At 60.0% G+C, this 12605-nt stretch carries 14 protein-coding genes; 8 read left to right on the top strand and 6 right to left on the bottom strand.

The window, feature by feature from the left end; translation table 11 throughout:
- Positions 1-40 precede the first annotated feature (40 nt).
- Positions 41-931, bottom strand: a complete 891-nt coding sequence (locus tag ACR0C5_RS02025) for a fatty acid desaturase (protein WP_170774471.1) — start codon at positions 929-931, stop codon at positions 41-43.
- A 3-nt stretch (positions 932-934) separates the two neighbouring features.
- Positions 935-1354: a cupin domain-containing protein gene (locus ACR0C5_RS02020; RefSeq protein WP_170774469.1), complete on the bottom strand. Its 420-nt coding sequence runs from the start codon at positions 1352-1354 to the stop codon at positions 935-937.
- A gap of 87 nt (positions 1355-1441) precedes the next feature.
- Here ACR0C5_RS02020 and ACR0C5_RS02015 point away from each other — a divergent pair, with 87 nt between their 5' ends.
- Entirely contained in the window at positions 1442-2860 is a 1419-nt protein-coding gene (locus ACR0C5_RS02015) for a protein adenylyltransferase SelO (RefSeq protein WP_170774619.1), read from the top strand.
- Here the strand turns inward: ACR0C5_RS02015 and ACR0C5_RS02010 are convergent.
- Complete coding sequence (locus ACR0C5_RS02010; RefSeq protein ID WP_170774468.1) at positions 2836-3747, bottom strand: FHA domain-containing protein; 912 nt, start codon at positions 3745-3747, stop codon at positions 2836-2838. The two genes, ACR0C5_RS02015 and ACR0C5_RS02010, sit on opposite strands and share 25 nt — an antisense overlap.
- Positions 3748-3912: 165 nt before the next feature.
- Between ACR0C5_RS02010 and ACR0C5_RS02005 the strand changes: the two genes are divergently transcribed.
- The 5 genes from ACR0C5_RS02005 (at position 3913) to ACR0C5_RS01985 (ending at position 8008) form a co-directional block, all read left to right on the top strand.
- On the top strand, positions 3913-4617 hold the full coding sequence (locus ACR0C5_RS02005; protein WP_170774466.1) for an endonuclease/exonuclease/phosphatase family protein: 705 nt from the start codon (positions 3913-3915) through the stop codon (positions 4615-4617).
- A 74-nt stretch (positions 4618-4691) separates the two neighbouring features.
- Positions 4692-5105: a Fur family transcriptional regulator gene (locus ACR0C5_RS02000; protein ID WP_170788727.1), complete on the top strand. Its 414-nt coding sequence runs from the start codon at positions 4692-4694 to the stop codon at positions 5103-5105.
- A gap of 126 nt (positions 5106-5231) precedes the next feature.
- Complete coding sequence (locus tag ACR0C5_RS01995; RefSeq protein WP_480502501.1) at positions 5232-6113, top strand: DMT family transporter; 882 nt, start codon at positions 5232-5234, stop codon at positions 6111-6113.
- Between the two features lie 124 nt (positions 6114-6237).
- On the top strand, positions 6238-7515 hold the full coding sequence (gene eno / locus ACR0C5_RS01990) for a phosphopyruvate hydratase (protein ID WP_480874182.1): 1278 nt from the start codon (positions 6238-6240) through the stop codon (positions 7513-7515).
- A 325-nt stretch (positions 7516-7840) separates the two neighbouring features.
- Positions 7841-8008: a hypothetical protein gene (locus ACR0C5_RS01985; RefSeq protein ID WP_480874180.1), complete on the top strand. Its 168-nt coding sequence runs from the start codon at positions 7841-7843 to the stop codon at positions 8006-8008.
- 35 nt (positions 8009-8043) lie between these two features.
- On the opposite strand, the gene ACR0C5_RS01980 is transcribed toward ACR0C5_RS01985, so the two are convergent.
- The 3 genes from ACR0C5_RS01980 to mazG form a co-directional block, all read right to left on the bottom strand.
- Complete coding sequence (locus tag ACR0C5_RS01980; protein ID WP_480874177.1) at positions 8044-8493, bottom strand: GNAT family N-acetyltransferase; 450 nt, start codon at positions 8491-8493, stop codon at positions 8044-8046.
- The gene (locus ACR0C5_RS01975; RefSeq protein ID WP_480874175.1) at positions 8490-9428 is read right to left on the bottom strand and encodes a nucleoside hydrolase; all 939 of its coding nucleotides are present in this window, start codon (positions 9426-9428) and stop codon (positions 8490-8492) included. The genes ACR0C5_RS01980 and ACR0C5_RS01975 overlap by 4 nt, the downstream gene beginning before the upstream one ends.
- Before the next feature lie 63 nt (positions 9429-9491).
- Entirely contained in the window at positions 9492-10349 is an 858-nt protein-coding gene (mazG, locus tag ACR0C5_RS01970; protein WP_480874173.1) for a nucleoside triphosphate pyrophosphohydrolase, read from the bottom strand.
- Between the two features lie 66 nt (positions 10350-10415).
- Here mazG and ACR0C5_RS01965 point away from each other — a divergent pair, with 66 nt between their 5' ends.
- Both ACR0C5_RS01965 and speB read left to right on the top strand, forming a co-directional pair.
- Positions 10416-11579: a M20 aminoacylase family protein gene (locus ACR0C5_RS01965; protein ID WP_480857335.1), complete on the top strand. Its 1164-nt coding sequence runs from the start codon at positions 10416-10418 to the stop codon at positions 11577-11579.
- A 12-nt stretch (positions 11580-11591) separates the two neighbouring features.
- Complete coding sequence (gene speB, locus ACR0C5_RS01960; RefSeq protein WP_170774449.1) at positions 11592-12557, top strand: agmatinase; 966 nt, start codon at positions 11592-11594, stop codon at positions 12555-12557.
- The last annotated feature ends 48 nt before the right edge of the window (positions 12558-12605 follow it).

Genomic DNA, 12605 nt, shown 5'->3' with positions numbered 1-12605 from the left:
ACGTCTGGTTGCTAGCCATCCAGAGCAACCGCCGGTGTTGTTAGTTCCTTACTTTGCGGATGTACGCGCTTGTAAAGTCAGAATACCCGTCTGATGTCGATCTCAAATGCGCTCGGGTCCATCTGTGCAGCGCGGGTAGCTGATGGAAGGGGACATTCGGAAAGGCGTGGTGCTCGGCGTGGTAGGGCATGTTCCAGGCCAGAAAGCGGATCAGGCGGTTGGTGAAAGTGGTTCGGGAATTCTCGAGCATATTCGCGACCGGCGGACAGAGTCCGTGTTCGGCCAGAAGGTACAGCCTTAGAAAGGGCTGGCCGACCAGAACGGGGAGCAGCCACAGCCACCACAGCACGGGTGATATAAACAGGCTGACAAGCGCTAGGGCGTAGAGGCCCAGTAGCACCCGCGCCTCCAGCCGCATGGCTTTGTGCTGACGCGCCGGTAGATAGGGCGCGTTGATCCGGCCACGGGCATTTTGCACCAGAACCTGCGCCATGCCGCGCCAATAGGGCCAGCCGCTGAGGTAAATCAGCAGGCTGGACCAATTGTCGGGCTTGGGTTTGCCGCCCAGTTCGGGATCATTCTCGGGGTGGTTGGTCCATTTGTGATGGGCCAGGTGAAAATAGCGGAACCAGACAAAGGGCAGGGCAATCGGTATCGCCACCAGATGGCCAATGGCCTCGTTCAGCCAAGGGGATTTAAACGGCGTCTTGTGCGTGCATTCATGGCTGAGGGTGAACAGGAAGACCAACAGGATACCCTGAGGCAGGATCAGCAAAGGCCAGAAAGGCACCTGCGCGATGATGCCAATACTGGTGGCGGTCAATGCCAGCACATACAGCGCCAGATGCCGCAGCCCGGCCGTGTTGGACCGCTCTTGCAGTTTGTCTTTCGCCTCGGGCGGGATCGACGCGATGAGGGCGCGGTGATCCATGGCTTAGCCCTTGGGGATGTCGAAACCGGGCGCGGCCAGCTCAAACCCGTCGAACTCGAATCCCGGGGAAACCGTGCAGCTGACCAGCGTATAGGCGCCGGTGCTGCGCGCGGCCTGCCAATGACTCTTGGGGACGATCAGTTGCGGCGCGCCTTGTGTCAGGTCGGGGGACAAGAGGTGCTCGGTCGCCGGGCCGTCATCCGAGGCGCTGAGCGACAGGATTAGCGGATCGCCCGCGTGGTACAGCCAGATCTCGGTCGCATCGACGCGGTGCCAATGGCTGCGTTCCCCTTCGGCCAGTAGGAAGTAGATACAGGTGCCGGCGGCGCGGCCTGCGTTGTCGGCGCGCCATGTCTCGCGGAACCAGCCGCCCTCGGGGTGCTGTTGCAGGTTCAGGTGGTCGATGATCTCTTGTGCGGTCATGGGGCCCTCGGGGGTGTTTGGGGCGATTATGCACGGGATTGCGTGATCCGCTATGGTATTCGCGTGGATGAGGAATATCTTTTGCGCATGACCCTGACGATCCCATTTGACAACAGCTACGCTCGCCTTCCCAACAGCTTCTACGCCCGGCAGGCCCCAGTGCCTGTGCGCGCGCCGCAATTGATCGCCTTTAACACCGATCTGGCGAAGGTCCTGCGGATCACCCCGGGTGAGGTGCAGGATATGGCCGAGGCTTTTGCTGGCAATACGCTACCCGAGGGGGCCGAACCCATCGCGCAGCTTTATTCAGGGCATCAATTCGGCAACTACAATCCCCAATTGGGGGACGGGCGTGCCGTTTTGCTGGGTGAGACCGTCGGAACAGACGGTCTGCGCCGGGATATTCAGTTGAAAGGGTCTGGCCCCACGCCCTTTAGCCGTCAGGGGGACGGGCGCGCTTGGTCGGGGCCTGTTTTGCGCGAATACGTGGTGTCCGAGGCGATGCACGCTCTGGGCATCCCCACGACGCGGGCTTTGGCTGCTGTCGAGACGGGCGAGGTTGTTTTCCGCGAAGAACCCATGCCGGGCGCGGTTCTGACCCGCGTCGCACGTAGCCATCTGCGCGTGGGTACGTTTCAGGTCTTTGCCGCGCGGGGGCAGTTGGACAGCCTGCGCCGCCTGACTGAATATGCCATCGAACGCCACTTTCCGCAGGCTGCGGGTCCTATGGGTCTGTTGCGCGCCGTGGCGCAGGCGCAATCTGAACTGATTGCCGGGTGGATGAGCGTGGGTTTCATCCATGGTGTAATGAATACCGACAATTGCTCGATCGCCGGCGAGACCATCGACTACGGCCCCTGCGCCTTCATGGACAGCTATCATCCGAACACGGTCTACAGCTCGATCGACCGGATGGGACGCTATGCCTATTCGAACCAACCGGGCATCGCGGTGTGGAATTTGGCGCAACTGGCGACGGCCCTGATCCAGCAGATGGACGACAAAGAGGCCGCTGTGGAAGAAGCGACCGAGATCGTTCACGCCATGCCCGATTTGCTGGAACAGCACTGGCTGACGCGGTTTCGGGCCAAGATCGGGCTTGTGACCGAGGAGGACGGAGATCGGCAACTGGTTTCGGACCTTTTGGCGCGAATGGCGCAGAACCAGGCTGACTTTACAAATACCTTCCGCGCGCTGGGCGGTGATACTGCGCGCGATCAGTTCACAGACCCGCAGGCCTTTGATCAATGGACCGATGCTTGGAAGGCGCGGCTGCAGCGGGAAAACGATCCACGTGCCACCATGATGTCGGCGAACCCGGTCTTCATCCCGCGCAATCACCGTGTCGAGCAGATGATACAAGCCGCTTTACGGGGCGATTATGCCCCGTTCCACCGTTTGAATGACGTGCTGTCGCGCCCTTATGAGGATCAGCCTGAAGCGATCGACCTGACGCGCCCGCCTTCGGAAGGTGAAGTGGTTCACGCCACGTTTTGCGGCACCTGACGACGGCCTAGGATCTCGAATTCTAAACAGGCCTCGGAATGTTCGAGGGGCAATGTGGGAGAGATCAGGCCGCTATCAGCCAGCATGACAGTTTCACGCTTAAGCTGGATTTCCCGCCCGCCTTCGGATTTGACATAGGTGCCTGATGTGCTGCGATCCGACAGGATCAGCCTGCCGTCTTTCATGGTGATCACCATATGCAGACGGGACACCCAAGGCTGGCTGAGCACCACGTCGCATCCCGGCGATCGACCAACCGTCAGCTCGCCATTGTCGGGGCAGCTCCAGCTTTGGCCCTCGTGTCGCAGGACCAGCGTCAGATGCTCGGGTGCGGCAAGATTGTCTTCGGTGCGGCCATAGGATTGGGGCAGGCGGGTTTGGGTGAAGGAATTTGCCGTAGGGCTGATCAGCGAATGCGCCGCGAATTGTTCGGTCAAACCCTTGAGGTTGAGCTGACCCAGCGGGGTCAGCATCTGGCGCGCGCCGTTGTGCAGCAACGCGGCGGCTTCGTCACTGACGCAGGCCTCGCCGGGATTGGCCACAGAGGCAAGACGGGCGGTTACGTTCACGGCCTCGCCATAGACACCCTTTTCCGCAATGACGATCGGCCCACAGTGAACGCCGACATGGACCGACAGCGAGGTTTCCGGTGATCCTTCGATCAGGGTCAGAACGGCGTTGATTGCCGCATCCGCATCCTTAAAATAGCTGAGAACATCGTCCCCCTTCTGACCGACCTGCACCCCGCCATGCTCAAACAGGACGCGCCGTAGGCGATCCAGTTCCAACTGGATCAGCCTTTGTGCCTCGGCATCGCCCACGGCCTTGTACAAAGGCGTGCTGCCGGAAATATCAGCAATGACCAGGGTCGCGAAGGTGGTGCTCACGTGGGGTCCTCGGTTTGGGCAGGCGGTGTATGGACTGTTATGCCAAAGGGTATACAAGGCGAAAACCCTCTTGCACATCCGATCCTTTCGACACGCGCGGAAATTTACTGTTGCGCTGGGCGCAGGGCGTGGCACTGTTGTGGTCAGATATTTGATCCGAGCGCTATGACATCCACGCCAACGCTTCGCATTGCCAGCTACAACATCCAGAAATGCGTCGGGCTTGATTTCCGCCGCCAGCCGCAGCGCATCATGCAGGTCATAGACAATATGAAGGCCGATATCGTGGTGTTGCAGGAGGCCGACAAACGCCTGCCACCGCGCCCCGCAGCCCTGCCGCATTTCATGCTGGACGAGGCCGGATGGCAGATTGTAGATCTTGGTGGGGCAGGCAGTCTGGGCTGGCATGGAAATGCGGTGATCTGGAAGGGCGACACGATCCAAGTGCGACAGACCGGACATCACGACCTTCCGGGGCTGGAGCCTCGGGGGGCGGTGCGGGTTGAATTCGACACCCCCATCGGGCCGCTGCGCGTGATGGGCATGCATCTGGGTCTGCTGCCCGCATCGCGCCGTCAGCAGATCACCCATATCCGCCGCTGTGACGTTGACCTGACGCAGATGCCCACGGTCTGGGCCGGGGACTTCAACGAATGGTCGCGTCAGCCGGTGCTGGACCATCTGGCGCCAGACATGCGGTTTCTTCCTCCGGTTCCCAGCTTTCCCGCAGCGCAGCCTTTGGGCGCGCTGGATCGCATCGCGCTGGGCGCAGGGCTTGAGGCAGTGGTGCACGGCGTTCACGATGCGCGACCTGCGCATATTGCCTCGGACCATTTGCCGATCTGGGCCGACCTGCGGCGCGTTGCCTAAGATACAATTCCCCTGTGGCGCAGAGTGCGCAGACGTATTAAGACAGAGAACCGAATACACCCCGAGGGTCACTCATGTCCGACACGATCATCGCCCGTTGCGAGGCCAAGGGCCTGCGCATGACAGGTCAGCGCCGCACCATCGCCCAAGTGCTGCAACAAAGCGAGGATCACCCGGATGTAGAAGAACTGTATGCCCGCGCTTCAAAGGTCGATGCGGGGATTTCTATCGCGACGGTCTATCGCACTGTGAAGCTGTTCGAAGAAGCCGGGATTCTCGAGCGTCTGGAATTCGGTGATGGCCGCGCGCGCTATGAGGATGCCGAACGGGACCATCACGACCATCTGATCGACATGCAATCGGGGCAGGTCATTGAATTCGTCGACCCCGAGATCGAGGCTTTGCAGGAAAAGATCGCGGCCAAGCTGGGCTATAAGCTGAAAGGCCACCGGCTGGAACTCTATGGTGTTCCGCTGGAACAGGAGTGATTCATCACGAATCGCGAACGGTGACCGCACGCGAATTCATGTATTCCATGCGGATAGGACTTGCCTGACCAAGCCGCGTTCGATTTCTGTGATCGGGCGAACAGCGCTCCTCTGACGGATCGGATCATGAACAACGTAAACGGCATCTTGTTGGTCGTCGGCGCAATGGCGGCTTTTGCGCTTGAGGATATGTTCATCAAGCACCTGTCGGCCTCGGTGCCGACCGGTCAGATCATGATTTTGCTGGGCGCGGTGTGCGGCCTGATCTTTGCGGTGATGACCGTCGTAACGCGCAAGCGCATCTTTGATCGGGCTGCGTGGCGCCCCTTGCCACTTGTCCGTGCAGTCAGCGAAGGGGTCGGTGCGATTGCCTTCGTGACTGCGCTGGCCTTAGTTGATCTGTCCACAGTCGCCGCCGTTTTCCAGGCATTGCCGCTTGCCGTAACTGTCGGCGCGGCGCTGTTTCTGGGTGAGCAGGTCGGCTGGCGCAGGTGGAGTGCGGTCTGCGTCGGGTTTCTGGGCGTTTTGATGATCATCCGCCCCGGTCTGGCCGGGTTCCAGCCCGAGACCCTGTTGGTTGTGATCAGCGTTGTTTGTATCGCCGCCCGCGATCTGATTACGCGGCGACTGGACGCTGATATCGCCTCGTCCGTGGTAGCGATGCAGGCCTATGTCGCGGCGATCTTGGGTGGATTGGTGCTAATGGTGGTTCAAACACAATCGCTGGTGCCGATCGCAGGCCCGCAGATGGGGCCGTTGATTGGGGCCGTCCTGTTTAGTGTTTTGGGCTACTACGGCATCGTCACGGCGATGCGAGTGGGGGACGCCTCGGCGCTGACTCCGTTCCGCTATACGCGGCTGGTGTTTTCGATCACGGCGGGCATGATCATGTTCGGCGAACGCCCGGATCTGATGACCATTGCGGGGGCTTCGTTGATCCTGGGATCGGGTCTTTACACTTTCCTGCGGGAACGTCGTTTGGCGCGGGTCATGGTGGCTGCGGCTTGACGGATCGTCGCAGGTTTGCGCAAACACCTGCTGCGCAATGTGTTAGCGTTAACATGAATGGTTTACTTTTTGCCCGGTGATGGTATGAGGCGTGCAACGGATTGCAGCCACAGGGACGGGCCTCATGAGCACGATTATCGACATCCACGCACGCGAAATTCTGGACAGCCGGGGCAACCCGACGGTCGAGGTGGACGTGATCCTGGAAGATGGCACCATGGGCCGCGCGGCTGTGCCCTCGGGCGCGTCCACAGGGGCCTATGAGGCGGTGGAAAAGCGCGACGGTGACAAGGCGCGCTATATGGGCAAGGGCGTGCTGGAAGCAGTCGCTGCCGTGAATGGCGAGATCGCCGAGGAATTGGTGGGTTTTGACGCCACCGAACAAGTCGCCATCGACCAGGCGATGATCGAACTGGACGGGACCGAAAACAAGGGCCGTCTGGGCGCAAACGCCATCCTTGGTGTCTCGCTGGCTACAGCCAAGGCGGCGGCGGATTTCACCACGCAGCCTTTGTACCGCTATGTGGGTGGCACCTCGGCCCGTGTTCTGCCGGTGCCGATGATGAACATCATCAATGGCGGCGAACATGCCGACAACCCGATCGACATTCAGGAATTCATGATCATGCCGACCTCGGCCGCGAATATCCGCGAGGCGGTGCGCATGGGATCCGAGGTGTTCCACACCCTGAAAAAAGAGCTGTCCTCGGCCGGTCTGGCCACAGGCGTCGGTGATGAGGGCGGCTTTGCCCCCAACATTGCCAGCACGCGCGAGGCGCTGGATTTCATCCTGAAATCCATCGAAAAGGCGGGCTACAAACCGGGTGAAGAAATCCACCTGGCGTTGGATTGCGCCGCGACCGAATACTACAAAGACGGCAAATACGTGCTGGCGGGCGAGGGCACGACACTGACCTCCGAGGAAAACGCGGCCTATCTGGCGGCGCTGGTCAAGGACTACCCGATCATCTCGATCGAAGACGGCATGTCCGAGGATGACTGGGATGGTTGGAAAGCCCTGACTGACGCGATTGGCAACGAGGTGCAACTGGTCGGCGACGACCTGTTCGTGACCAACCCCGAACGTCTGGCCGAAGGCATTGATCGCGGCTGCGCCAACTCGATGCTGGTCAAAGTGAACCAGATCGGTTCGCTGACCGAGACGCTGCGCGCCGTCGATATGGCCCACCGCGCGCGGTACACCAACGTGATGTCGCACCGTTCGGGCGAGACCGAGGACGCCACCATTGCCGATCTGGCGGTTGCGACCAATTGCGGTCAGATCAAAACCGGCAGCCTCGCGCGGTCGGACCGGCTGGCCAAATACAATCAGCTGATCCGCATCGAGGAATCGCTGGGTGAGGTCGCCGAGTATGCGGGGGCGTCGATCCTCAAGCGCTGATCGTACCAAAAAAACGTAAACAGGCCCGGTCTTCGCTGGAAGGCCGGGCTTTTTCGTCTCTCGCCCTGAATTCGTGGGGAATCGGTTGTGCGGAATGTCCGATCCGCACCCTTTATGCGCGTTGAAGTCCTCGTTCTGTCTCCTGAAAGTTGTGTTCGAGTGACGTAAGGTAAAGAATCTTCAATTTTTCGAAAAATAATTGTGTAACGTTTGCAAGTGGTTGCCAACATTGTGGCAGCATAAAGGCATTTTTGTGTGAACTTTTCCCTATTTAGGTGAGGCCTCCAAACCCTAACCTAAGGTCACTACTCAAAAGGAGAATACCATGACTGGTTCCAGATTCCTTCTTGCGGCAACAGTGATCGGTACTGTCTTTCTGGCGGCCTGCTCGGCACCCGGAATTTACCCGATTTCAGGTCAGTCAGTTTCGGCAACCGACCCTGTCAAGAACATGGATTCGCCCACCTACATGTATAGCGGCGAGATGCGCTGACGCGCTGTCGCTGGGGGGCTGACACAAGACTGCTATCAGAGCTTTTTGCTCATCACTACATAACGATCGCGCGGTTTGAAGCCGGTGCGCAGATACAGTTTCTGCGCGGTCTCGCTGGTGCGGTCGACCTCAAGGTGCAGGGCGGTCAGCCCGGCACCGGCAAGGGCTTTGGGCAGGTCCAGCAGGACCTCGGTGGCGATGCCGCGGCCACGCACGGCGGGGCGGATGTAAATCTCGTCGATAAAGGCGTCCATTCCGCCGAACTCGACAGACCACCCAAAGGTCAAAACCGCGTATCCAAGCGGTGCACGTGCCGGACCAATCAAATAGACGCAGCCATGGGGAATACCGTCCAGCAGCGGCGCCAGCGCGTTGCGCCGGTGATCGGCGTCCTGTTCGATGCCCGCCTCAGCGTGAAATGCGGCGACGAGGGTCATCAGACGGTCCAGATCCTCGGGCCGGGCGAGTTTCAGCGCAGCACTCATAGCCGAGCCAGCCGTTCGGTCAGCAAATCGAAGAACCCCTGTGCATCGACGTTACCCATGAACATGGCGTTTGCCGGGCGGTCCGTGACGCCCCACCAATCGGCAACGGTCATGCCCAGTGTCAGCTCGGACTGGGTCTCGATCTCGACATTGATGTGGCGGCCCGAGAACAGCTCAGGCCGGATCAGATAGGCGGTGACGCAGGGATCGTGCAGGGGTGCGCCCTCTGATCCGTATTTTTCCTTGTCGAACCGCTCGAAGAAATCAGTCATCTCGGCCACTGCGTGTCCGACCTTGCTGTCCAGCGCGCGGAAGGCGTCGTTGCGGTGTGGCGTGACCAGCGCGTCATGGGTGACGTCCAGTGGCATGACAACGATGTGCGCGCCGGATTTGAACACGATATCAGCGGCTTCCGGGTCGACATAGATATTGAATTCCGCCGCCGGAGTGATGTTGCCAACCTCAAAATACGCCCCACCCATCAGCACGATTTCCTGTATGCGGTCGATGATATCGGGGGCCTTGGTGAAAGCCGTCGCAATATTGGTGAGCGGCCCTAGAGGGCACAGAGTCACCGTGCGCGGTTCCTGCGCGCGCAGGGTGTCGATGATGAAATCGACCGCGTGCCCTTGGGCTAGCGGCATTTGAGGATCGGGCAGAACGGGACCATCCAGCCCGGTTTTGCCGTGCACATGTTCTGCTGTGACCAAAGGGCGGTTCAGTGGCCGATCACAGCCTGCATAAACCGGCACGTCCGTATGGCCGGCCAGTTCGCAGACGATGCGCGCGTTCTTGGCGGTCAGCTCCAGCGGCACGTTTCCGGCGACGGCGGTGATACCCAGCACGTCGATCTCATCCGGGCTGGCCAGCGCCAAAAGGATGGCGACGGCGTCGTCCTGACCGGGGTCGGTGTCGATAATGATTTTGCGCGGCATAGGCGTCTCCGAGGGGCTAGAAGCGCGGACACTCGCAAGTGTCACAGCACTTGTCCAGCAGTTTCAGACCCCTGTGACGACATCCACCGGCGGGAGTTTGCCATTGGCGCGATGTTCCTCGGTTTTCACCTCGTCCCAAAGCGCGTCCATCTCGGCCAGATCGCTTTGGCTGGGTGTTTTACCGCGTTCGGCCAGGCGGGATTCGACCTGTTCAAAGCGGCGGGTGAACTTGGCGTTGGTGCGGCGCAGAGCGGCCTCAGGCTCGATTCCCAGATGACGGCCCAGATTGACGATCACGAACAGCAGATCGCCGAATTCATCTTCGAGCGCGTCGGCATCCATGCTGTCGCGGGCCTCTTCCAGTTCGGCGGCCTCTTCGGTGATCTTGGCTAGAACATGGCTGGCGTCGGGCCAGTCGAACCCCACGCGCGCGGCGCGTTTTTGCAGCTTGTGCGCGCGCAGCAGGGCAGGCAGGTTCGCGGCCACACCGTCTAGCGCGCCTTTCTGTTCCTTACCTGCACGTTCCGCTGCCTTGATCGTTTCCCAATCCAGCGTCTGCTGTTCGGCAGACTTGTCGCGGGATTCGTCACCGAACACATGTGGGTGACGCGCAACCATCTTGTCTGACATGGTGCGGACCACGTCCTGAAAGGTGAAATGCCCAGCTTCTTCAGCCATTTGCGCGTGAAAAACCGATTGGAACAGCAGGTCGCCCAGCTCTCCCTTCAGCTCGTCATAAGCCTCGCGTTCGATAGCATCGGCGACCTCATAGGCTTCTTCGATCGTGTAGGGAGCGATGGTGGCGAAATCCTGTTCGATGTCCCACGGACAGCCAGTCTGCGGGTCGCGCAGGCGGCGCATGATCTCCAGCAGACGTTCGATGCCTGCGTCTTTATCGTGGATCAGAGGATTTTCGGCCATTGCGAACCCTTTCGTTCCGGTGTCAGATGCATCCATTCCGCAGACCGCAACAGGAGTCCACCCCAGATGCCCGTCGTCAACCGAATTGCCGATTATACCGCCGATATGACCGCGTGGCGGCAGCACCTGCATACGATCCCTGAACTGAAATTCGAATGCCATGAAACGGCAGCTTTCGTGGCCGAGCGTCTACGTGAATTCGGTGTGGACGAGATTCACGAGGGGATCGCCACCACCGGCATCGTCGCCATTATCAACGGGCAGGGCGAAGGGCCTACCATCGGTCTGCGCGCTGATATGGATGCGCTGCCGATCCCTGAGGAAACCGGGGTGGACTATGCGTCGACCAAGCCGGGGAATATGCACGCCTGCGGTCACGACGGACATACGACAATGCTGCTGGGCGCGGCGCGCTATCTGGCCGAGACGCGGAATTTTTCAGGCCGCGTGGCCCTGATCTTTCAACCCGCCGAAGAGGATGGCGGCGGCGCGGGCGTCATGGTCGAGGAAGGCATCATGGAGCGGTTCGACATCTCTCAGGTCTACGCCCTGCATAATGCGCCGGGCGTGCCCGAGGGGATGTTTCAGACCAATACCGGTCCGATCATGGCTGCGGTGGACACGTTTGAAGTTCATATTCAAGGTGTCGGCGGCCACGGGGCGATGCCGCATGAAACTCGCGATCCTGTGATGGCAGCCTGCGGGATTGCGCAGGCGATTCAGACCATTGTCAGTCGCAACAACTATGCGCTGGACGATCTGGTGGTCTCGGTCACTCAGATCCATACCGGTTCGGTGAACAACGTGATCCCTGATACTGCCTATATCAACGGTACCGTGCGCACCTTTGATCCGAGTGTACAGAAGATGGTGATGGATCGAATGGCGCAGATCGTGCAGGGTCAGGCGCAGTCTTACGGGGTCGAAGCTCGGCTGGATTATGAGGTCAATTACCCCGCCACGATCAACGATGCCGCCAAGGCTGAATTCGCTGCCGATGTGGCGCGCGATATCTCGGGGGATGAGCGCGTGCTGACCGAGGTTCCGCCGATGATGGGGGCCGAGGATTTCTCATTCATGCTACAATCGCGCCCCGGTGCCTATCTGTTTGTGGGGCAGGGTGATGGCGCCGGGCTGCACCATCCGAAATACAACTTCAACGATGAGATCGCGCCCATCGGGGCATCCTTCTTTGCGCGGATCGTCGAAAAGGCACAGCCACTGGGCTGATAAGGGAAAGACATGGGACTGGAAGACGCAAAAACTCAGGTGGATGAGGCATTCACCAACCCCGACCTCAAGGGGCTGTCGTTCGAGAATACCTTTGGTGGAGCGACGTCGTTTCTGCGGCGGCTATACACCAAGGACCTGAAAGGGGTGGACATCGCCGTGACCGGCGTTCCGTTCGATCAGGCGGTGACGAACCGCCCCGGCACCAGGCTGGGCCCGCGCGCAATCCGCGAGGCCAGCGCGCTGCAATCGCCCGACGCGCCCTATGGCTGGCCCTTTGATGCACTCAGCGAGTTGGCCATCGTAGACTATGGCGACATGGCCTATGACTATGCCAATATCCCAGCCTTTCCCGACACGCTGACCGATCACATCCGCACCATTCTTGCCGCCGATGTGGCCTCGGTCACTTTGGGCGGGGATCACTATATCAGTTTCCCGATCCTGAAAGCCTATGCCGAGAAATACGGGCCCATGTCGCTGCTGCAATTCGATGCGCATACGGACACATGGGCCGATGACGATATGACCCGCGTGGATCACGGGACGATGTTTTACAAGGCGGTAAAGTCGGGGATCGTGGACCCCAAGCGATCCGTTCAGGTGGGTATCCGCACCACCAACGAGGACACGCTAGGCGTCAACATCATCGACGCGCGTGAGGTCTACGAATCCGGCCCCGCTGCCGTGGCGCAAAAGATCAAAGAGATCATGGGCGATAGCCCAGTTTACTTGAGCTTCGACATCGACGGATTGGATCCCGCTTTTGCCCCCGGCACCGGTACACCAGTCTGGGGTGGTCTGAGTTCTATTCAGGCGCAGATCATCTTGCGTGACATTGCCGGGATCAACATCAAGGGCGGCGATGTAGTCGAGGTCTCTCCGCCTTTTGATACCTCGGGCGCGACGGCGATCGCCGGTGCCCATGTGGCGACGCAGATTATTTGTCTTTTGGGATGGAACAAACTGCAGCCTTAACCATTGGTTAGCCATCTTTCCGGTATCACCTTAGCCAAAAGGTCGGAC

It is taken from the genome of Ruegeria sp. N8 (genome assembly GCF_056531325.1).
The sequence above is the reverse complement of the archived record's forward strand: the minus strand, read 5'-3'. Positions and strand labels throughout refer to the sequence as shown.

Bases quoted from the DNA above. Each gene is read 5' to 3' on its own strand.
- ACR0C5_RS02025 (WP_170774471.1), bottom strand. From the start codon at position 931: ATGGATCACCGCGCCCTCATCGCGTCGATCCCGCCCGAGGCGAAAGAC.
- ACR0C5_RS02020 (WP_170774469.1), bottom strand. From the start codon at position 1,354: ATGACCGCACAAGAGATCATCGACCACCTGAACCTGCAACAGCACCCC.
- ACR0C5_RS02015 (WP_170774619.1), top strand. From the start codon at position 1,442: ATGACCCTGACGATCCCATTTGACAACAGCTACGCTCGCCTTCCCAAC.
- ACR0C5_RS02005 (WP_170774466.1), top strand. From the start codon at position 3,913: ATGACATCCACGCCAACGCTTCGCATTGCCAGCTACAACATCCAGAAA.
- ACR0C5_RS02000 (WP_170788727.1), top strand. From the start codon at position 4,692: ATGTCCGACACGATCATCGCCCGTTGCGAGGCCAAGGGCCTGCGCATG.
- ACR0C5_RS01995 (WP_480502501.1), top strand. From the start codon at position 5,232: ATGAACAACGTAAACGGCATCTTGTTGGTCGTCGGCGCAATGGCGGCT.
- eno (WP_480874182.1), top strand. From the start codon at position 6,238: ATGAGCACGATTATCGACATCCACGCACGCGAAATTCTGGACAGCCGG.
- ACR0C5_RS01985 (WP_480874180.1), top strand. From the start codon at position 7,841: ATGACTGGTTCCAGATTCCTTCTTGCGGCAACAGTGATCGGTACTGTC.
- ACR0C5_RS01980 (WP_480874177.1), bottom strand. From the start codon at position 8,493: ATGAGTGCTGCGCTGAAACTCGCCCGGCCCGAGGATCTGGACCGTCTG.
- ACR0C5_RS01975 (WP_480874175.1), bottom strand. From the start codon at position 9,428: ATGCCGCGCAAAATCATTATCGACACCGACCCCGGTCAGGACGACGCC.
- mazG (WP_480874173.1), bottom strand. From the start codon at position 10,349: ATGGCCGAAAATCCTCTGATCCACGATAAAGACGCAGGCATCGAACGT.
- ACR0C5_RS01965 (WP_480857335.1), top strand. From the start codon at position 10,416: ATGCCCGTCGTCAACCGAATTGCCGATTATACCGCCGATATGACCGCG.
- speB (WP_170774449.1), top strand. From the start codon at position 11,592: ATGGGACTGGAAGACGCAAAAACTCAGGTGGATGAGGCATTCACCAAC.